General features: G+C 71.5%; 19 protein-coding genes. 11 read left to right on the forward strand and 8 right to left on the reverse strand.

Going from position 1 to position 17626, the window contains the following annotated elements:
• The first annotated feature begins 18 nt into the window (after positions 1-18).
• Complete coding sequence (locus KO717_RS21290; RefSeq protein ID WP_301370291.1) at positions 19-957, forward strand: beta-ketoacyl-ACP synthase III; 939 nt, start codon at positions 19-21, stop codon at positions 955-957.
• Positions 954-1730, forward strand: coding sequence for a thioesterase II family protein (locus KO717_RS21295; RefSeq protein WP_301370292.1), 777 nt, complete (start codon positions 954-956; stop codon positions 1728-1730). Before KO717_RS21290 ends, KO717_RS21295 begins: the two co-directional genes overlap by 4 nt.
• A gap of 73 nt (positions 1731-1803) precedes the next feature.
• Here the strand turns inward: KO717_RS21295 and KO717_RS21300 are convergent, their stop codons facing one another.
• On the reverse strand, positions 1804-3081 hold the full coding sequence (locus KO717_RS21300) for a M6 family metalloprotease domain-containing protein (RefSeq protein ID WP_301370294.1): 1278 nt from the start codon (positions 3079-3081) through the stop codon (positions 1804-1806).
• A 269-nt stretch (positions 3082-3350) separates the two neighbouring features.
• Between KO717_RS21300 and KO717_RS21305 the strand changes: the two genes are divergently transcribed.
• From KO717_RS21305 to KO717_RS21315, 3 genes are all read left to right on the forward strand, one after another.
• Complete coding sequence (locus KO717_RS21305; protein WP_301370296.1) at positions 3351-4067, forward strand: TetR/AcrR family transcriptional regulator; 717 nt, start codon at positions 3351-3353, stop codon at positions 4065-4067.
• A 62-nt stretch (positions 4068-4129) separates the two neighbouring features.
• Complete coding sequence (locus KO717_RS21310) at positions 4130-5662, forward strand: MFS transporter (protein WP_301370297.1); 1533 nt, start codon at positions 4130-4132, stop codon at positions 5660-5662.
• Positions 5663-5756: 94 nt separating this feature from the next.
• On the forward strand, positions 5757-6542 hold the full coding sequence (locus KO717_RS21315) for a dioxygenase family protein (RefSeq protein ID WP_301370299.1): 786 nt from the start codon (positions 5757-5759) through the stop codon (positions 6540-6542).
• Positions 6543-6563: 21 nt separating this feature from the next.
• Here KO717_RS21315 and KO717_RS21320 read toward each other — a convergent pair whose 3' ends face one another.
• Entirely contained in the window at positions 6564-7094 is a 531-nt protein-coding gene (locus KO717_RS21320; protein WP_301370301.1) for a GNAT family N-acetyltransferase, read from the reverse strand.
• A 204-nt stretch (positions 7095-7298) separates the two neighbouring features.
• Between KO717_RS21320 and KO717_RS21325 the strand changes: the two genes are divergently transcribed.
• On the forward strand, positions 7299-8276 hold the full coding sequence (locus KO717_RS21325; RefSeq protein WP_301370303.1) for a sigma-70 family RNA polymerase sigma factor: 978 nt from the start codon (positions 7299-7301) through the stop codon (positions 8274-8276).
• A gap of 128 nt (positions 8277-8404) precedes the next feature.
• Here KO717_RS21325 and KO717_RS21330 read toward each other — a convergent pair whose 3' ends face one another.
• Positions 8405-9361, reverse strand: coding sequence for a helix-turn-helix transcriptional regulator (locus KO717_RS21330; protein ID WP_301370305.1), 957 nt, complete (start codon positions 9359-9361; stop codon positions 8405-8407).
• Between the two features lie 62 nt (positions 9362-9423).
• Here KO717_RS21330 and KO717_RS21335 point away from each other — a divergent pair, with 62 nt between their 5' ends.
• Complete coding sequence (locus KO717_RS21335) at positions 9424-10986, forward strand: MFS transporter (RefSeq protein ID WP_301370307.1); 1563 nt, start codon at positions 9424-9426, stop codon at positions 10984-10986.
• 143 nt (positions 10987-11129) lie between these two features.
• Positions 11130-12080, forward strand: coding sequence for a 1-phosphofructokinase family hexose kinase (locus KO717_RS21340; RefSeq protein WP_301370309.1), 951 nt, complete (start codon positions 11130-11132; stop codon positions 12078-12080).
• 37 nt (positions 12081-12117) lie between these two features.
• Here KO717_RS21340 and KO717_RS21345 read toward each other — a convergent pair whose 3' ends face one another.
• Entirely contained in the window at positions 12118-12888 is a 771-nt protein-coding gene (locus KO717_RS21345; RefSeq protein WP_301370311.1) for a DUF6227 family protein, read from the reverse strand.
• A 192-nt stretch (positions 12889-13080) separates the two neighbouring features.
• Here KO717_RS21345 and KO717_RS21350 point away from each other — a divergent pair, with 192 nt between their 5' ends.
• Positions 13081-13722: a vitamin K epoxide reductase family protein gene (locus KO717_RS21350; protein ID WP_301370312.1), complete on the forward strand. Its 642-nt coding sequence runs from the start codon at positions 13081-13083 to the stop codon at positions 13720-13722.
• A gap of 115 nt (positions 13723-13837) precedes the next feature.
• On the opposite strand, the gene KO717_RS21355 is transcribed toward KO717_RS21350, so the two are convergent.
• Complete coding sequence (locus tag KO717_RS21355) at positions 13838-14248, reverse strand: rodlin (protein WP_301370314.1); 411 nt, start codon at positions 14246-14248, stop codon at positions 13838-13840.
• Between the two features lie 271 nt (positions 14249-14519).
• Between KO717_RS21355 and KO717_RS21360 the strand changes: the two genes are divergently transcribed.
• Positions 14520-15032: a hypothetical protein gene (locus tag KO717_RS21360; RefSeq protein ID WP_301370316.1), complete on the forward strand. Its 513-nt coding sequence runs from the start codon at positions 14520-14522 to the stop codon at positions 15030-15032.
• Between the two features lie 154 nt (positions 15033-15186).
• Complete coding sequence (locus KO717_RS21365; protein WP_301370317.1) at positions 15187-15426, forward strand: chaplin; 240 nt, start codon at positions 15187-15189, stop codon at positions 15424-15426.
• An 80-nt stretch (positions 15427-15506) separates the two neighbouring features.
• Here KO717_RS21365 and KO717_RS21370 read toward each other — a convergent pair whose 3' ends face one another.
• From KO717_RS21370 to KO717_RS21380, 3 genes are all read right to left on the reverse strand, one after another.
• The gene (locus KO717_RS21370) at positions 15507-15854 is read right to left on the reverse strand and encodes a hypothetical protein (protein ID WP_301370318.1); all 348 of its coding nucleotides are present in this window, start codon (positions 15852-15854) and stop codon (positions 15507-15509) included.
• A 193-nt stretch (positions 15855-16047) separates the two neighbouring features.
• Entirely contained in the window at positions 16048-17217 is a 1170-nt protein-coding gene (locus KO717_RS21375) for a chaplin (RefSeq protein WP_301370320.1), read from the reverse strand.
• 121 nt (positions 17218-17338) lie between these two features.
• Positions 17339-17572, reverse strand: coding sequence for a chaplin (locus KO717_RS21380; protein ID WP_301370322.1), 234 nt, complete (start codon positions 17570-17572; stop codon positions 17339-17341).
• Positions 17573-17626: the final 54 nt, after the last annotated feature.

A 17626-nucleotide genomic window follows, 5' to 3' on the forward strand; every position in this document is an offset into this window, starting at 1 on the left:
GAGCGAGGAGAAACACTGATGGTCGGGTCGCGTGTCCTTTCCTTCGGGCACTATCAGCCGCCGAAAGTCTTGACCAATGCTGATCTCGAGCAGATGGTCGACACCGACGACGAGTGGATCCAGAGCCGGGTCGGGATCAGGACGCGCCGGGTGGCGGCCGAGGACGAGTCCGTTTCGGACATGGCCACCAAGGCCGCCGAGCACGCACTGGCCAACGCCGGACTCACCGGTGCGGACATCGACTTCGTCATCGTGGCCACCTGCACGGCACTCGACCGCTCGCCCAACATGGCGGCCCGGGTGGCCGCCGCGGTCGGGGCACAGGCTCCCGCCGCCATCGACGTGAACACGGCCTGCTCCGGATTCCCGCACGCCATGGCACTGGCCGACCAGAGCATACGGACGGGTTCCGCCACGAAGGCCCTGGTCATAGGCGTGGAGAAGCTCACCGACTTCGTCGACTGGACCGACCGCACCACCTGCGTGCTCGTCGGCGACGGTGCGGGCGCGGCCGTCGTCGTCGCCTCCGAGAAGCCGGAGATCGGCCCGGTCGTGTGGGGTTCGGTACCCGAGATGGGCCGGGCCGTACGCATCGAGGCGCCGTCCAACACCTTCGCCCAGGAAGGGCAGTCGGTGTACCGCTGGGCCACCACGAAGCTCCCGGAGGTCGCCCTCCAGGTCTGCGAGCGGGCCGGCGTGAAGCCCGAGGAGCTGGGCGGGGTCGTCCTGCACCAGGCCAACCTGCGGATCATCGAGCCCCTGGCCCGCAAGATCGGCGCGGTCAACGCCGTCATAGCCAAGGACGTCGTCGAGTCGGGCAACACCTCGGCCGCGAGCATCCCGCTGGCGCTGTCCAAGCTCATCGAGCGGGGTGAGATCGAGAAGGGATCGCCCGTGCTGCTCTTCGCGTTCGGCGGGGGTCTGTCCTACGCCGGCCAGATCGTCAACTGCCCGTGACCGGCGCCGGCGGATCGGCCGCGACGACATCCCCGCGCGTGCCGTGGTGGCCGCTGCTGCGGCTGCGGGAGGCGGTGACCGCGCCCCGGGCGCGGCTGCTGGTGTTCCCGCATTCCGGGTCCGGACCCAACACCCTGTTCCCCTTGATCGAGCCGCTGCCCGACCACGTGGAAGTGCTCGGGCTCTCGCTGCCCGGACGGGAGCGCCGGTTCGGCGAGCCGCCCGGCTGCCGGCTCGACCAGGTCCTGGACTCCGTCTCCGACGAGGTGCTCGGCCGTGACCCGCTGCCCACGGTGGTCTTCGGGCACAGCCTCGGCGCGCTCCTGGCCACCCGCGCCGCGCGGCTGCTCGGCCCGCACTGCCGGGCGGCCGTCGTCAGCGGGCAGGCCCCCGGCCGGACCCCGCGCCGGGCCCACGCCACCAGCACCGAGGAGGACGCCGTCCGGCTGCTGCGGGACGGCGGCGGCACCCCGGAGTGGGTGCTGGACGATCCGGACATGCTGGCGCACGTGACGCGCGTACTGCGGGCGGACATCGAACTCGGCCGGGAGGCCGCGGCGGGGTTCGAGGACGTACGGCTCGACGTGCCCCTGCACGCGCTGGGCGGCACGGCCGACCCACTGGTCCCGCACGAGCCGCTGGACGGCTGGGCCGCCCACACGACCGGAGCGTGCGAGGTGCTCCGGTTCGAGGGCGACCACTTCTTCCTGCTGACCGACGAGCACCGCCCCACGGTCGTCGACGTCCTGCGCCGGGCGCTCACGGAGGGCTGAACCGGACGCGCCGAAGGGCCGGAGTCACGTGGTGCGTGACTCCGGCCCGGGGTCCTCCCCGGCCCGCGGGACGTCACGGCCGGATGATGCGGACCTGGTAGCTGCCGTTGCGCAGTTCACCCACCACGGAGACGCTGATGCCCGCCTTCTCGTCGGTGAAGGTCTCGCCCGGCCGGAACGGCGCGTCCGAGAGCTCCGCGTGCACATTGGGCCGCCGGGTGCAGCCGCCGCTCGTGCTCGCGCTGTCCGACACGGTGATCGGGCCGTGCCCGGTGTCCACGTCGGAGTCCACCTTGTAGATGAGGACGCCGGGTTTGCAGACGGCCTCGTCGTTCCCGGCCCGGGTGCGCACCTCCACCGCGTACCCGGCGCTCTCCGACAACGGGACGAAGGCTAGCTTGGTGCCGCCCCGTATCCCCAGCGGGGACAGGGTGTGGTCGCTGGTGCCCGATTTGGCCGCGCAGCTGATCTGCGTACTGTCCAGCCAGCCCAGCTTCCACTTGTGCCAGCCCATCAGGTCGTTGTTGGCACCCCAGTCCTCGCTCATGATGTCCCAGTGCCCGACGGTGTTCCCGCCGTCCGAGGTGTAGAGGTCGGGCAGCCCGAAGACGTGCCCGTTCTCGTGCGGCAGCACCCGGTAGCCGGTCTCCTGGTAGGTGCCGGAACCGTCGTCCTGGCGGCTGTAGACGAAGGACGTGTTGGCCAGCGGCACCCCGTCGGCGACCGGAGCCTCGCCGTTGCCCGAGAAGGTCACCGACAGGACGGTGTCCAGGGCGGACGGCCCGGCGTTCGGCGTGACCAGGATGTTGACCAGGTCGTACCGGGTGAAGTCCACCTCGGGGTCGGCGGCCTTCGCTATGTGCTCGACGAGCTGCCGGTACCCCGGCTCGTACGCGGACCCGCGCTCGATCCCGTAGGCCGCGAAGGGCATCGGCATCCGCAGCCAGTCCTTTATCGGGGCCTCGGCCCGGTAGACCAGTCGGCCGTAGGAACTGGTGCGGAACCATTCGGCCGTCTGGGGGAAGAACTCCGCCATCCGGTCCGCCGCCGTGCCCTCGCCCTTGGCGTCAGGGAAGTCGATCATCAGGTTCAGGGCCCGGATCTCGCCGGTCGAGCGTGAGTACCCGGACGGGGTCGGCATGCCCTCGGACATCTGCACACCCATGGTGCCCGCGATCCGGCAGGGCGCGAGAGCCGATTCGACGGTCGTGGCCACCGCTCCGGCCGCCGAGTTGCCGCGGCTGGATATGCCCGTGCTGGCCGTCGTCGTGACGCCGAGGGCCAGCGCGGTCAGGCCGATGTACGCGCTGGTGCGGCGTGGTCTGCGTATCCGGTGGCGGGTCTGCGACATGGAGATCGCCTTCGGGTCCGCGGCAGCCGGCCCTGCCCGGTCTGCGCTCTGTTCGATCACCCTCCGCCGGGCGCGGCGCGCCCGCGCGTCGGGAGAGGCCGAACGTGGACACGCCGGTGACTCAGGTCACACGGGGGAGTGAAATAACCGGGGACCCGATCCCCGTTTGTACGGGAGTCCCGCTAAGCGGGGAGCGGCTCCCCGTTTGGGCGGGACGGTCGCGCAGTCCGCACCGCGAGTCCGTGAATCCGCGCCAGGGAGGCCCCGGAATGAAGAGCTCCACCAGCATCGCCCCGGCGGCCCGGCCCACCCTGGAGCCGGACCCGGCGCAGGTGCAGGTGCAGCCGCAGGTGTCCGCGACCGGCGTTCCGCGTCCGCGCGCGGACGCCGTCCGCAACCGCGAGCGGATCCTGACGGCGGCCCGCGAGGCCTTCGTCGAGTCCGGCTCCGCGACCCCCTTCGACGAGGTCGCCCGCCGGGCCGGCATCGGCAATGCCACGCTCTACCGGCACTTCCCCGACCGTCCCACCCTCGTGCACCACGTCGTCCTCTTCACGATGGGCCGGGTGACGGCCTCGGCCGAGGCCTCCCTCGCCGAGGAGCCCGACGCCTTCGCCGCCCTGTGCCGGTTCACGCACGCCGCCGCCGACGAGCGGATCGGCGCCCTGTGCCCGATGCTCGGCGACGGCTTCGACGGCGAACACCCCGAACTCCTGGTGGCGCGCACCGCGCTGGAGGAGGCCGTCGTCACCCTGCTGACCGCGGGCCAGGACGCCGGACTGGTCCGCACGGACATCGGCGTCGGCGACCTGATGGTCGCCCTGTCCCAGCTCAGCCGCCCCCTCCCCGGCACCGCGTGCCTCGACATCGACCGCTTCGCCCACCGCCATCTCCAGCTCTTCCTCGACGGGCTGCGCGCCCCGGCCCGCTCCGAACTCCCGGGTTCGGCAACGACCTTGGACGACCTGCGGCAGAACACCATGTGACGCGCACAAAGCTAGAGAAACATCCTTTTTCAGTCATTCCGCACAGTGAAGTGGGTACCCCCATGTCCAAAACAGCCGCGAGCCTCGCGCCGGCTGCCGATCCCAGTCGCTGGAAGGCACTCGTCTTCATAGCCCTGGCCCAGCTGATGGTCGTCCTCGACGCGACCATCGTGAACATCGCCCTCCCCTCCGCCCAGACCGACCTCGGCATCTCGGACGGCAACCGCCAGTGGGTCATCACCGCGTACGCGCTGGCCTTCGGCGGACTGCTCCTCTTCGGCGGCCGCATCGCCGACAAGTGGGGCCGTAAGAACGCCTTCGTCGTCGGCCTCATCGGCTTCGCCCTGGCCTCCGCGCTCGGCGGCGCCGCGAACGGCGAGGCCATGATGCTCGGCGCCCGCGCCCTCCAGGGTGCCTTCGGCGCGCTGCTCGCGCCCGCGGCCCTGTCGCTGCTCGCCGTCATGTTCACCGACGCCAAGGAGCGCGCCAAGGCCTTCGGCATCTACGGAGCCATCGCGGGCGGCGGCGGCGCCGTCGGCCTGATCCTCGGCGGCTTCCTGACCGAGTACCTCAACTGGCGCTGGACCTTCTTCGTCAACATCCCCTTCGCGATCGTCGCGGCCGTGGGTGCCTGGCTGGTCATCCGCGAGGCCGCCGGCTCCCGCAACCGCGCGCCGCTCGACATCCCGGGCGTGGTCCTGTCCACGACCGGTCTCGTCGCCCTCGTGTACGGCTTCACCCGCGCCGAGTCCGCCGGCTGGTCGAACACCCTGACGGTCGCCATGTTCGTCGCCTCGGCGGTGCTGCTGGCCGCCTTCGTCCTCGTCGAGTCCAAGGTGAAGTCCCCGCTGCTGCCGCTGCGCGTCCTGCTGGAGCGCAACCGCGGCGGTGTCTACCTCTCGCTCGGCCTCGCCGTCATCTCGATGTTCGGCCTGTTCCTCTTCCTCACCTACTACCTGCAGGTCGTGAAGGGCTTCTCGCCCGTCAAGACCGGCTTCGCCTTCCTGCCGATGATCGCGGGCATGATCACGGGCTCCACCCAGATCGGCGCCCGTCTGATGACCCGGGTCCCGCCGCGCCTGCTGATGGGCCCCGGCTTCCTGGTCGCCGGCCTCGGCATGCTGCTGCTGACCCAGCTGGAGGTCGGGTCCTCGTACCCGGCGCTGATCCTTCCGGCGCAGGTGCTGCTCGGCCTCGGCATGGGTACGGCGTTCATGCCGGCGATGTCCCTTGCCACGCACGGGGTGGACCCGGCCGACGCCGGTGTCGCCTCCGCCATGGTCAACACCTCGCAGCAGGTCGGCGGCGCCATCGGCACCGCGCTGCTGAACACCATCGCCGCCTCGGCGACCACCGCCTACCTGGCCGACCATGCGGCCGAGGGCGCCGCGGGCGGTCCGGCCGGGCAGCTGATCCAGGCGCAGGCCATGGTCGAGGGCTACGCGTCCGCCATCTGGTGGGCGGTCGGCATCCTGGTCGCCAGCTCGGTCATCGCGTTGACGCTGATCAACACCGGCCGTCCGGGCGCCGGCGGCCCGGTGGCCTCCGGTTCCGGCGACGACGCCGAGCTCAAGGTGCCGGTGCTCGCCCACTGACCGGTGCCGAGGGCTCTGCGGAATGACTGACGACCCCGTCTCGTTCAAATTTGAACGAGACGGGGTTAGTCTGTTTCCGTACGCGTTTCAACCAATGAGGAGCGCCCCCGTGACCCGTATACCGGCCCTGTACCTGAGCCACGGCGCACCCCCGCTGGCCGACGACCCCCTCTGGCCGGGCGAGCTGGCCGCCTGGTCCGCCGCCCTGCCGCGCCCCCGGGCGATCCTGATGGTCTCCGCCCACTGGGAGGAGGCCCCGCTCGCCCTCGGAGCCACCGAGCGCGTCCCTCTCGTGTACGACTTCTGGGGCTTCCCGGAGCACTACTACCAGGTGCGCTACGACGCCCCCGGCGCCCCGGAGCTGGCCGCCTCGGTCCGCAAGCTGCTGCGTGCCCCCGGCACCCCGGTCCAGGACATCCCCGACCGCGGCCTGGACCACGGGGCGTACGTCCCCCTGGTGGAGATGTACCCGGAGGCCGACATCCCGGTCCTCCAGATCTCCCTGCCCACGCTGGACCCGGCCGGACTGATGGACATCGGCCGCAAGCTGGCCCCGCTGCGCGACGAGGGCGTGCTGATCGTGGGCAGCGGCTTCTTCACGCACAACCTGGCGGCGCTGCGCCATACGGGCCCGGGAGTCCCCGCCTGGTCGGCGGAGTTCGACGCGTGGGGCCGCGAGGCCCTGGCCGCGTCCGACGTGGACGCCCTGCTGGACTTCGAGCACAAGTCCCCGGCGGGCCGCCTGGCCCACCCCCGCACGGAACACTTCGCCCCGCTCTTCGTCACCCTCGGCGCGGCCGAATCCGACCTGACCACCGCCCGCACCCCGGTGGACGGCTTCTGGATGGGCCTCTCGAAGCGCTCCCTCCAGTTCGGCTAGGACCCGCGCAATGCGCCGTTGTCACCCGGACGGGTGGTGGCCCAGGCGTTTCTCGTACCAGCGGACGTCCCAGTACCGGCCGAACTTCCAGCCCGCCTCCGTGAACTCTCCGACGCGGCGGAAGCCGAAGCGCTCGTGGAGACGCACCGAGGCCTCGTTCGGCAGGGCGATCCCGGCGAACGCGCGGTGCACGGGCTCCTCGGCCAGGGCCGCGAAGAGCGCCTCGTAGAGGAGCGTGCCGACGCCCCGGCCGACCGCGTGCGGGGCGAGGTAGACGCTCACCTCCACAGATGTGGCGTAGGCCGGTTTGGGGCGGAATGCGCTGCTCGTGGCGTATCCGGCCATTCGATCGCCAGTCCAGGCAACCAGAAGCCGGTGCGGCCCGTCTTCAGGGTGGGAGTGCAGCCAAGGGCGGCGCTGTTCCGGAGTGAAAACGGTCATGTCGAATGTGACGGCGGTCTCACGGACGTAGTGGTTGTAGAGGTCCGTGAGAGGCACCAGATCGGCCTCCGTTCCGGGCCTGACCTGCACCTCTTCGAGATCTTGTGGCATCGTCCCCCCCTCTGGTGGCGGGGCAGGATACTGCAAGATCTCGAAAAACAGGGAGCGGCGTGGGAATTCTGTCCCGATTCCAGTCGTTGTTTCCTTCGGAAGCGGGCACTCGGGAGAGTGTCCGTGACGCACCGGACCGGTTGGCAGCCGTCCCGGCGCGTCCACCAGCCGCACCGCGACCGAACACTTCGCAAGGGAGCACGCATGGCAACCCGCGCCGTCGCCCGTCGTCAGTCCACGAGCAGCGCTCGCGCTGTGGGCGGGGAGATCGCAGACCGTGACCTGGTCGGCATGTACCTGGACGAGATCGCGCGCACCCCGCTGCTCGACGCCGCCAAGGAAGTGGAGCTCTCCCAGATCATCGAGGCGGGCGTCTACGCCCAGCAGATCCTCGACGGCGCGATAGAACGCGACGGGGACACCCCGGCCCGCGAGGAGCTGGAGGCGCTGGCCGCCGAGGGAGAGCGGGCCAAGGAAGTCTTCATCCGGTCGAACCTCCGCCTCGTCGTGGCCGTGGCCCGGCGCTATCCGCGCAGCGGTCTGCCCCTCCTCGACCTGATCCAGGAGGGCAACGCGGGCCTGGTCCGCGCGGTCGAGAAGTTCGACTACGCCAAGGGCTTCAAGTTCTCCACGTACGCCACGTGGTGGATCCGGCAGGCGATCACCCGGTCCATCGCGGACCAGTCCCGCACCATCCGCCTCCCCGTCCACCTGGTCGAGGAGCTCGGCAGGATCCGCCGCATCCAGCGTGAATTCAACCGCGAGAACGGCCGCGACCCGGAGCACGCCGAGATCGCCGCCGAGCTGGACTCGACGGAGAAGCGCGTGGGCGACGTACTGGACTGGGCGCGCGACCCGGTCAGCCTCAACATGGGTGTCGACGACGACGGCGACACCCAGTTCGGTGACCTCCTGGAGGACACCTCGGCGATCTCGCCCGAGCAGTCCGTGCTCTCCCTTCTGCGCAGCGAGGAGCTGGAGGACCTGCTGGGCAAGCTCGACCAGCGCACGGCGTCGATCATCAAGATGCGGTACGGCATCGACGACGGCCGCGAGCGGACCCTGACGGAGGTCGGCAAGCAGCACGGCCTGACCCGTGAGCGGATCCGCCAGATCGAGAAGCACGCCCTGCTGGAGCTGAAGCGGATGGCGCGCGACACCGGCTTCGACGCCGTGGCCTAGAGCGGCCCGCCGCGAAGCCCCCCGAACGAGCCCCGGTGCCTATCCCCCCCAGGCGCCGGGGCTCTCTCCTGCCCCGACCCAGCCCCTCCGGCGTTCGAGGAGCGGGGGTCCCGGGGCGGAGCCCCGGGCTACAGTGCGCCCGCCGCCGCGGCCAGCCGCGCGGCCAGCGCACCGGCCACATCCCGAAGCGCCGCAGGCCCCCGCACGGTGAACGGCAGTCCCGTCAGGGCGAGCCGCGCCACCGTCCACTCCGGCGCGTCCGTGCTCTCGAAGCACACCGAGGTCCCCGTCCCGTCACCCGGCTGGGCCGCGGCCCGCAGCCAGGCCGGCAGCTCCGCCGGGCCGGCCGCGAAGTCGACCTCCACCCGGTACGGCTGCTGCTCCCCGCCCCGCAGCCCCCGCCGGACGAACTCCTCCGCCTCCATCGGCAGGTCCCGCCGCGCGAACCTGGCTCCCGTCGCGAAGGCCTCCTCCACCCGGTCCACCCGGAAGGTCCGCCAGTCCTCCCGCTCCAGGTCGTAGGCGACCAGGTACCACCGGCTCCCGGTGCTCACCAGCCGGTACGGCTCCACCAGCCGCCGCGTCTCGGCCCCGGTCCGCGCCCGGTACGCGAACCGCAGCCGCTCCGGCCCCGCCACCGCCGCCGCCATCGTGGTCAGCGTCCGCGGGTCCACGCTCGCCCCGTCCCCCCGGGACAGCGCGATCGTGGCCGACTGGAGCGCGCTCACCCGGTGCCGCAGCCGTGAGGGCAGGACCTGCTCCAGCTTCGCCAGGGCCCGTACGGAGGCCTCCTCGACCCCCTCGATCGCATGCCCGGCCCCGGCCCGCAGCCCCACCGCGATCGCCACGGCCTCCTCGTCGTCCAGGAGCAGCGGGGGCATCGCCGCCCCCGCCACCAGCCGGTATCCGCCGTCGGCGCCCAGGGTGGCCTCCACCGGGTAGCCGAGGTCCCGCAGCCGCTCGATGTCGCGCCGGATGGTCCGCGGGCTCACCCGCAGCCGCTGGGCCAGCTCGCTCCCGGGCCATTCCCGCGGGGTCTGGAGGAGGGACAGCAGGGAGAGCAGCCGTGCGGGTGTGTCGGTCATGAATCAAGGCTGCCAGCGAAATAGGACACGAACTGACCTAGACCCCGTCTAAGTTTCTCCTCATGAGCACCGAGACGTCCAAGACATCGCCCGAAAGAGAGAACGGGCCCGTACAAGAAGAGCGGAACGACGTAGCCCACGACGCACCCAGCTCGCCCGCCGACCGCCGCCGCTGGCTGGCGCTCGCCATCGTGATGACCGCGGCCTTCATGGACCTGGTCGACGTCACGATCGTCAACATAGCCATCCGCACCATGCGGGAGGACTTCGGCGCCTCCACCAGCGCGATCCAGTGGATCACCGCGGGCTATGCCCTCGCCTTCGCCGCAGGCCTGATCACAGGCGGCCGTCTCGGTGACATCTACGGCCGCAAGCGCGTCTTCCTCATCGGCATCGCCGGGTTCACCGCGGCCTCGCTGCTCTGCGGCATCGCCGCCAACCCGGACGTGCTCGTCGCGGCCCGCCTGCTGCAGGGCGGTATGGCCGCCCTGATGGTGCCGCAGGTCCTGGCGATCATCCACGTCACCTTCCCGCCGCAGGAGCGCGGCAAGGTCTTCGGCATGTTCGGCGCGATCGTGGGCCTCGCCGCCGTCTCGGGTCCGCTGCTCGGCGCGCTGCTCATCGAGTGGGACCTCTTCGGTCTCGGATGGCGTCCGATCTTCCTGATCAACCTGCCCGTCGGCATCATGGGCGTGATCCTGGGCCGCAAGTTCATCGCCGAGTCCAAGGCCCCCAAGGCGCTGCGCCTGGACCTGGTCGGCGTGGTCCTGGCCACCCTCGCCCTGGTCCTGCTGATCTTCCCGCTGACCCACGGCCACGAGAACGACTGGCCGCTGTGGGGCTTCGTCTGCATGGGCGCGGCGCCCTTCGTCTTCGCCGCCTTCATCGCGTACGAGAAGTACAAGATCAAGAAGGATGGCTCCCCGCTCGTCGAGCTCTCCCTCTTCAAGGTCAAGAGCTTCGCCGGCGGTATCGCCGTCCAGCTGACCTTCGGCATCGCCACCGGCATCTTCTTCCTGGTCTGGACGATGTACATGCAGATGGGCCTCGGCTGGAGCGTGCTGCGCGCGGGTCTCACCGGCATCCCGTTCTCCATCGCGGTCTCGGTCGCCGCCGGCCTCTCGGTCGAGAAGCTCGTCCCCCGCTTCGGCCGCAAGGTGCTCCAGGCCGGCGCGCTGGTCATGGCCACCGGTCTCCTCCTCTACATCTGGGAGTCGCAGCACTACGGAATGGAGATCGCCTCCTGGCAGATGGCCGCCCCGCTGATCGTCATGGGCGTCGGCATGGGCCTGATCGTGGCCCCGCTGAACGACACCGTGCTCTCCGAGGTCCCGCGCGAGCACGCCGGATCCGCCTCGGGCCTGATCAACACCACCGGCCAGATGGGCAACGCGCTGGGCCTCGCCCTGACCTCCGTCGTCTTCTTCGGCCTCATCGAGGACGACATGATCTTCGGCCCGCCCTACGTGGAGGCCTTCCGCGGCGCGCTCTGGTGGGTCGTGGCCGTACTCGTCGTGATCTTCGCGGTGATGTTCGTACTGCCGCGCCGGGCGCTCCCGATGGAGGAGCGCGAGGGTGCCGCCGAACACGCCGGCCGCACCGTGGAGACGGTCCCGGCCGGCTGAGCCGGGCCCGCGGCTCCACCGCACGGACATGTCCGCCCCTCCGGGCGGGCATGTCCGTTCTTTTTTGGTTCCCTCCACAGGCCTGCGTACAGTGGTGCAAATCCGCCCGTAAAGGAATGAAACGGACGTAAAGTTGTGCCCGCATGATCCTCACCGTCACCCCCAACCCCTCCCTCGACCGGGCCTATGAGGTCCCCCCGCTGGTCCGCGGCCGGGTGCTGCGCGCCGACGGCGAACGGGTCGACCCCGGGGGCAAGGGCGTCAACGTCTCCCGCGCCGTGGCCGCCGCGGGTGTCCGCACGACGGCGGTCCTCCCGCTCGGCGGCGCTCCCGGCGTCCTGCTCGCCGAACTCCTCGGCGCGCAGGGCGTGGACGTCACGGCCGTGTCGATCGCCGGTCGGACCCGCTCGAACATCGCGCTCACCGAACCGGACGGCACCCTCACCAAGGTCGACTCGCCCGGTCCGGCGCTCTCCCCGGAGGAATCCGCCCTCCTCCTGGACACCGTCCGCTCCGCCGCCGCCGAAGCCGCCTGGGTCGCCTGCTGCGGCAGCCTCCCGCGCGGCATCGGGCCCCGGTGGTACGCCGACCTGGTCGCCCAGGTGCACGCGGCGGGCGCCCGTGTCGCCCTGGATGCCCCGGGCCCGGCACTGCCTGAGGCACCGGCGGCCCGCCCGGAGCTCATCACGTCCGACGCGTCCGCGCTGGCGGCCGCGGTCGGACGCCCGCTGCCCACCCTGGGAGACGTGATCAAGGCCGCCGAGGAACTCCGCGAGCGGGGCGCGGGGGCCGTACTGGCCTCCCTCGGCAGGGACGGCCGGCTCCTGGTCTCGGCGGAGGGCACCTGCTACGGCACGGCCCCGGTCCCGGCGGTGCGCAGCAGCGTAGGGGCGGACGACGCCTCGCTGGCCGGTTTCCTGATCGCGGGCGGCACCGGCCCGGGCGCCCTCGCTTCGGCACTGGCCCACGGCGCGGCCGCCGCCCAGCTGCCGGGCAGCGCCATGCCGACCCCGGCGGACCTGCGCCCCGACCGGGTCCGCATCACCGAGGACCCGCCCCTGGACCTCCAGCTCGCCGACCCCGGAATGCCTTAGGGGGTGTCCTGCGGGGTGTCCCGCCGATCGGGCCGGATCACCGTACGCGGGCGCGCAGTTCCATCGCTCCGCGCGCGGCCGTCTCGCTCTCGTACACCTCGCACATGTGCCGCCCGTCGGGCGTCGCCGTGTGCTCGACCTCCCACAGGCTGACCTCGCTCCCGTCCAGCAGGACGAAGGCGTGCTCGTACAGGCTGAAACCCGCGCCCCGCCCGTCCGAGAGGCAGTGCCGCGCACCGAACGCCTGCGTGATCTGGTGCGCGTACGCCGACCGCAGCAGCGTCGCCACCCGCTCGCCGGGCCGGTCGGCGTTCTCCGCGCGGCGCAACACCCGCCGGGCGTGGTCGGCGGAGTCCTCCACCGCGTACTCCCGGTGCCGCCGCACCGGGGCCGGGGCCGCGTACAGCGCGCTCAGCAGCGCCACGCCGCCCTCCGGCTCGTCCTCGCCCGGCATCAGCACGTGATCCGCGGACGCCCCGGCGGGTGCCTCGCCGAACAGCCGGGTGACGGCCAGGCAGGTCTCCGCCTTGCTCGCGAAGACCTCGTGCCGGACGGACCGGTCGCCCTCCAGCCGGTAGGCCAGCTCCCACAGCGAGACCGAACCGCCGTCGGTCAGCAGATAGGTGTGCCGGTGGGTCTCCCGCCAGATGCCCGCCTCCGGGCTGTGGTGGGTGGTGTAGAGCGAAGAGCTGTGGGCGAGCGCCGTGCCGAGGCGCTCGACCAGCCTGTCCGGCAGGTCGAAGGAGTTGAGGGCGCGGCCGAGGAGTCGTTCGAGGTGCGCCTCGGTTGTCTCGTACGGATCGCTCAAGGTGGGTCTCCAGGCCGTCGCAGCTTGTCACTTAGCGGAAGCTCAACGTAACCCCTGGTTCTGACATCACGTCCGGGGTTCGGTAAAACGTCCGGGAAGCATCGGAGGTTCCCGCCACACCTTCAGGTCAACTTGCGTACGGATGCGCATGGTTGAGCCCGATCTGAGGGGAAGCGCGGGACTATGGGCCACATGGCAACGAATACAGTGGGCCTCCCGCGTCAGCAGGTACGGCCCCGCAGTGGACACGAGGGCGAACGCGACGCCGCGCCGAGGGGGTTGGCCTGGCTGCTGGCCGTCACCGGGGCGGCCGGGCTGCTGGCCTCGTGGGTGATCACCCTCGACAAGTTCCTCCTGCTGGAGGACCCGGACTTCAAGCCCGCGTGCAGCCTCAACCCGGTCGTCTCCTGCGGCAGCGTGATGGCGAGCGAGCAGGCGGCGGCCTTCGGGTTCCCCAATCCGATGCTGGGGCTCGTCTCGTACGCCGTCGTGGTCTGCGTCGGCGTGGGCCTGCTGGCCGGCGCCCGCTACCGCGGCTGGTTCTGGCTCGGACTGAACGCCGGCACGCTCTTCGGCGTCGGCTTCTGCAGCTGGCTGATGGTCCAGTCGCTCTACGAGATCAACGCGCTCTGCCTGTGGTGCTGTCTGGCCTGGGTCGCGACCCTGCTGATGTTCTGGGCGGTCACCGCGCACAACGTCCGTACGCGCGTCCTGCCCGCCCCCCGCCCGCTGCGGGGCTTCTTCACCGAATTCGGCTGGGCCCCGCCCGCCCTGCACATCGGAGTGATCGGCATGCTGGTCCTCACCCGCTGGTGGGACTTCTGGACCGGCTGACCGCCGGGGGCGGAACGCGAAGAGGGCCCCGGCGGCTGGACGCCGCCGGGGCCCTCGTCCCTCACTCCACAGGCTCAGCGGCCCGCGATCACCCGAAGGGCGGAGAAGCCGGAGATCAGCTGCCGTTCGAGAGGTTGCCCGACAGGACCGGGATGTTGTCCAGGATGTGCGAGAGCGGCTCGTCGCCCTTGGCCTGGGTGGAGTTCTCGGTGCACTGCTGGTTCTGCGGGTTGGACAGGACGTTGATGTCCTGGACGCCGATGTTGAGCGCGGCGAGGATCGACTGGGCGTTGACCTTCGCCGGCAGGCCGATGCAGGGCTTGTTGAGGGTGCCCTGGACCAGGCTGAGCTGCGGGCTCATGTCGCCGTGGGTCTTCTGGTTGCCGTAGATCTGCTGGGCACCGTTGCCGTTGACGGTGTTGACCCCGTTGTCGTTGCCGATGGCCATGGCCGGGGCCGCGGCGGCAGCGCCCGCGCCGATCGCAACGGCGGAGACCGCGGCGGCGGTCATGAACTTCTTGAACATCTTGTTCCTTCTGTCGCACGAGTGCCCGCTGATGGAGCGTCCTGGTCAACTGCCCGACCAGGGAGTTGGTTCCGGTGCTTCACTCAAACGGCCTGCGCGTGCCGAGGTTTTCCCCGGCCCGGGTGAGTGGCCTCCGGACGCCTGCGCGAAGCCCGTACGCAGCCAGCATCCGCAGGGGCTCCGGTTGCGCTCCGTGCGAGGTGTTCGCACGGTGGGTGAGGAAGCGGACCGTTCGGGTCCACTTCCGTGTCCCCACCGCGAAGGAACATCCATGCGCCACACGAAGCCGTCCCGCGCCCGCCTCCTCGTCCCGGCGGCCCTCGCCGTCGTCATACTGTCCGGCGCGGCTGCCCCCGCGGGCGCCGCGGAGGGTGACGGCTCCGCGGCCCTCACCGAACGCGTGGCCTCCGTGAAGCAGCAGGTCGAGAAGATCGAGCGGCGCGCGGCTGCCGCCGGTCCCATCGACGACCTTCTGGCGAGCCTCAGCAAGACCCTTGAGGGGCTTCTCGCGACGGTCGGAGGTCTGCTGCCCGACGGGGTGAAGCTGCCGCCGATCGAGCTGCCGAAGCTGCCGGAGATCAAGCTCCCCGAGCTTCCCGACCTGTCCGGCCTCATCCCCGCGCTGCCGCCGGTGGAGCTCCCGCCGATCGACGGGCTGGTTCCCCCGGTGGACGCCCTGCCCGCGGTACCGGCCGCCCCTGCTCTCCCGGCCGCCCCTGCTCTCCCGGCCCTCCCGGCGGCCCCGGCGGTTCCCGCTCTCCCGGCGGTGCCGGCTCTTCCGTAGGGGCGGTGCCGGCCGTCAACCCGTCCGATGGTTACGACAATTGAGCCGAACAGGTCTCATCGTGCGCGTGACCGTGTCGTCTGGGAAGCTGGACCGTTTCGCTCGTTGTGAGCCCCGGTTCGGGGCAGAACATCGAACAGAAGGTGCACTTCCCATGAACTCTGCCAAGAAGGCCGCCCTGGTCCTGGCCACCGCTGGTCTCGCTGCGGCCGGTGCCGCCGGCTCCGCCGCCGCCGACTCGTCGGCCGAGGGCGCGGCCGTGGGTTCCCCCGGCGTGCTGTCCGGCAACCTGGCCCAGGTGCCGGTGCACATCCCGATCAACATCTGCGGCAACACCGTGAACATCGTCGGCCTGCTGAACCCCGCGTTCGGCAACGTCTGCATCAACCACTGACGTCTGCCGAACAACCGACTGTGGGCGCCCCGGCCTTGCCGGTGGCGCCCACAGTCGTGTCGGCGGGGGTCAGGGACGGTTCAGCCCTGGCCGCCGTTGAGCTTCACGCCACCGAGCATGGGGGACGCCTGGGTGGCGTTGTTCGCGAGGCCGAGCACGGTGCCGGGCACGTCGTTGCGGACCTTGTTGACCTTCTGCGCGGTACCCACGACCTTGTTGACGGTGTCGCCCTGCTCGGCCAGCCCGTTGCCCACGGTCTGCGGAAGGGACTCGGAGACGGGCCCGACGGCGTTCAGCGTCTCGGTCACCCCGCCGGTCAGGCTCATGGGGGGCATCGCGGCCGCGGGCTCGGCGGCGAAGGCGGTGGCGGAGGCGCCGAGGGCGGCGACGGAGCCGACGACGACAGCGGCGACCTTCGTGAGCTTCATTATCGAAATCCTCTTCTTTCGTGGACAGAGGCGTCAGCGGCGACCGTCGCGCCGCTTTCGCCCTGGGTAACGATTCCCCGTCGCTGCGGAAACGCGAACGCGTACGCGGTTAAGGGACGGGGGCATGACAGCGGCCGGAGAATCCGACGGGGATTCTCCGGCCGATATTTATTCCGATTACCGGTATTGCCCGTCAGGAGACGCGCGACCTCCGGTACAGAATGGCGCCGCCCAGGATCAGGGCGCTGGCCAGGGCCGCCGCGGCCGCGGGCTGACCCGCGCCGGTCTCGGCCAGCACGGGTCCGGTCACGTGCGCCGGAGCCGGAGCGGGAGCCGGCGGCTGTACGGGCGCGGGGGCCGGAGCCGGTGTCGTCACCGCGGGGAGGGTGACCGGGGTGTCACCGCCGGGGGCGGCCGGCGGCTGGTCCGCGGGCGGTACGGCCGCGGGCGCCGGAGCCGGAGCCGGCGCCGGGTGCTCCACGGGCAGGCTGCCGTGCGGCGGCCCGGGGGCGGGCCCCTCCTCCACCACGGGAGCAGGTCCCGGAGCGGGGGCCGGCAGCGTGTGCGGAGCCTCCTCGGCCGGTGCCGGGACGGGCTCCGGGGCGGGGAGCGTGTGCGGTGTCTCCTCGGCCGGAGGCTGCGGCGCGGGGGGTACCGGCGGAGCCTCCGGCATCGGCGCGGGCGCCTCCTGGACCGGCTCCGGGGTGGGCAGCGGGGCCGGGTGCTCCTCCACCGGTTCCGGCTTGGGGTGCGGCCGCTCGGGCGCGGGGGGAGCGTGGTGCGCCGGCGGGGGCGGCGGCGTCGACCCGGGGTGGTCGTCGCACTCCTCCTTGCCCTGCTGCTCACCCGGGCCGCCGTAGCCGCCCTCGTGGCGCGGCTCCTCGTGGCGCGGCTTCGCGTGCCGGGGCCCGTCCTGCCGGGGCTGCTCGTGCCGGGCCTGCTCCTGGTGGGGCTGCTCGTACCCGCCCGCGTGGCGCGGCGACCCGTGGCGCTGCTCCGGCACCGCGTGCCGGCCCTCGCGCTCGTCGAGGTAGCGCTCGAAGGCCTCGGCGTGCTCGGGGCTGAGGTAGCGCCCGTAGTCGTAGCCGTCGTCCGTGTGCGAGCCGGTGTCGGTGACGCACGTGTTCCCCATCGCAGGGTTGAGCGCCGCACCTCCGTCCACGCTGTTGCCGCACACGTTCGGTGCGAAGGTGATCGGTACCGAGACGCTGTTGCCGGCCAGCACGCCCGGCGAATGCGAGGCCTCGGCGCTCGCTCCGGGGTGCGCGTAGGCCGCGCCGGTCGCGATCGACAGCAGACTCGACGCGGCTGCCGCCGTGAGCATCCCCTTGCCCAGTACCTGTCGGCTCAGTACCTGTCGCATGGGTCCTTCCCTGTCTACCGGCGCCACGGCCGGTGTGGAATCGGAGGTGGCCTCGGAGTGCACCGCCGTGCACTCCGAGGCCACCCCGAGGAGGCTTGCCCTTGCGGGCACAAGCGCTTCGTCAGGCGTTGACGCAGGTGTTGCCGAACGCCGGGTTCAGCAGCGCGATGATGTTCACGGTGTTGCCGCAGACGTTGACCGGGACGTGCACCGGCACCTGGAGCAGGTTGCCGGACAGGACGCCGGGGGAACCCACGGCCTTGCCGTCGGCGGCCGCGTCGGCCATGGCGGGGGAGGCGGCACCGGCGAGCATGAGAGCGCCGGCGGCCAGCACCACTGCCTTCTTGTACGTCATTTTGATTTCTTTCCTTCCCGCAGAGGCGTGTCCACTGCAGAAATAACAACGAGC

Origin of the sequence: Streptomyces xanthophaeus, from assembly GCF_030440515.1 — a bacterium.
Lineage (GTDB): Bacteria > Actinomycetota > Actinomycetes > Streptomycetales > Streptomycetaceae > Streptomyces > Streptomyces kutzneri.

Bases quoted from the DNA above. Each gene is read 5' to 3' on its own strand.
- KO717_RS21290 (WP_301370291.1), top strand. From the start codon at position 19: ATGGTCGGGTCGCGTGTCCTTTCCTTCGGGCACTATCAGCCGCCGAAA.
- KO717_RS21300 (WP_301370294.1), bottom strand. From the start codon at position 3,081: ATGTCGCAGACCCGCCACCGGATACGCAGACCACGCCGCACCAGCGCG.
- KO717_RS21305 (WP_301370296.1), top strand. From the start codon at position 3,351: ATGAAGAGCTCCACCAGCATCGCCCCGGCGGCCCGGCCCACCCTGGAG.
- KO717_RS21310 (WP_301370297.1), top strand. From the start codon at position 4,130: ATGTCCAAAACAGCCGCGAGCCTCGCGCCGGCTGCCGATCCCAGTCGC.
- KO717_RS21315 (WP_301370299.1), top strand. From the start codon at position 5,757: ATGAGGAGCGCCCCCGTGACCCGTATACCGGCCCTGTACCTGAGCCAC.
- KO717_RS21320 (WP_301370301.1), bottom strand. From the start codon at position 7,094: ATGCCACAAGATCTCGAAGAGGTGCAGGTCAGGCCCGGAACGGAGGCC.
- KO717_RS21325 (WP_301370303.1), top strand. From the start codon at position 7,299: ATGGCAACCCGCGCCGTCGCCCGTCGTCAGTCCACGAGCAGCGCTCGC.
- KO717_RS21330 (WP_301370305.1), bottom strand. From the start codon at position 9,361: ATGACCGACACACCCGCACGGCTGCTCTCCCTGCTGTCCCTCCTCCAG.
- KO717_RS21335 (WP_301370307.1), top strand. From the start codon at position 9,424: ATGAGCACCGAGACGTCCAAGACATCGCCCGAAAGAGAGAACGGGCCC.
- KO717_RS21340 (WP_301370309.1), top strand. From the start codon at position 11,130: ATGATCCTCACCGTCACCCCCAACCCCTCCCTCGACCGGGCCTATGAG.
- KO717_RS21350 (WP_301370312.1), top strand. From the start codon at position 13,081: ATGGCAACGAATACAGTGGGCCTCCCGCGTCAGCAGGTACGGCCCCGC.
- KO717_RS21355 (WP_301370314.1), bottom strand. From the start codon at position 14,248: ATGTTCAAGAAGTTCATGACCGCCGCCGCGGTCTCCGCCGTTGCGATC.
- KO717_RS21360 (WP_301370316.1), top strand. From the start codon at position 14,520: ATGCGCCACACGAAGCCGTCCCGCGCCCGCCTCCTCGTCCCGGCGGCC.
- KO717_RS21365 (WP_301370317.1), top strand. From the start codon at position 15,187: ATGAACTCTGCCAAGAAGGCCGCCCTGGTCCTGGCCACCGCTGGTCTC.
- KO717_RS21370 (WP_301370318.1), bottom strand. From the start codon at position 15,854: ATGAAGCTCACGAAGGTCGCCGCTGTCGTCGTCGGCTCCGTCGCCGCC.
- KO717_RS21375 (WP_301370320.1), bottom strand. From the start codon at position 17,217: ATGCGACAGGTACTGAGCCGACAGGTACTGGGCAAGGGGATGCTCACG.
- KO717_RS21380 (WP_301370322.1), bottom strand. From the start codon at position 17,572: ATGACGTACAAGAAGGCAGTGGTGCTGGCCGCCGGCGCTCTCATGCTC.